Source organism: Dellaglioa sp. CoH-56-MRSF-13, from assembly GCF_056782095.1.
The window spans coordinates 1-779 of record NZ_JBXAYC010000021.1 but is presented as its reverse complement, the minus strand read 5'-3'; the positions used below and the strand labels follow the sequence as shown (position 1 = coordinate 779).

The 779-nt window shown below is 54.7% G+C and carries 1 protein-coding gene; it reads right to left on the bottom strand.

What is annotated here, in order from left to right; all coding sequences use genetic code 11:
• Nucleotides 1-124 precede the first annotated feature (124 nt).
• A complete protein-coding gene (locus AC1RP1_RS07605) occupies nt 125-730 on the bottom strand; it encodes a hypothetical protein (protein ID WP_289876096.1) in 606 nt (201 codons plus the stop codon).
• Nucleotides 731-779 lie beyond the last annotated feature (49 nt).

Below are 779 nucleotides of genomic sequence, written 5' to 3'. Positions count from 1 at the left end.
GTCAAAAGCTGCTGAACGGTAAGCACCCCCTCTTCATCTGGATCACACCATACATACAGCCCGGACTTTGAATCCATCATGCGAATCTCGTCGTACAGGATTCGTGCATAGATAGGTGTACTCATTAAAACCCTCCAGAAGATCGCACACGCCTCACCATATCGAGCGTGAAACTCAGTTGCGTAACCTTGGTAGCGGCCCCGATTTCATCACGCTTCTTCTGGTAGGCACCGAGTGCCTTGAAGTACGTGGCCTTATACGCCGCATCTTTGTCAAGAATCTTCAGCGCCAACGTCTCCACGTCTACACCACGGGCTTCGGCCAAGGCGGTCAGGATAGAGGACTCGCGACCAGCCACCACGTCGGTGGCGGCGGCCACCTGATCTGCCCAGACAGCGCGTTCCGCTGCCGAATAACCAGCGTTGATGCTCTCCACTTCAGCTTGGAATGCTTCCGCCGCCGCAGCCTCAGCCACACGCTGTGCCTCGCTAAGTGTGATTCTGTTGAGGGGAATTCCGGGAACCCATCCCTCACCATCGAAGTACGGGACAGTTCCTATGTTCTCGTTAGGAGCCCAATGCGTCGAATTGGCAGGAGCTTCCTCTCCTGCCCGAACTTCAGTAGGAGTTCCCTTATACACCATCAGCTCCGGCCACGCCGGATCAACTGCGGCATACTCGTAAACGAGAGTTGGCTGCGGGTTTTCGATGTCGTCTTTTACATCCGTCATGTCTTGTGCCTTAATTGAAGAGAACCTGTGTAATGTTTACGCCAGCGCC

Coding starts and splice junctions, on each gene's coding strand:
- AC1RP1_RS07605 (WP_289876096.1), bottom strand. CDS start 730: ATGACGGATGTAAAAGACGACATCGAAAACCCGCAGCCAACTCTCGTT.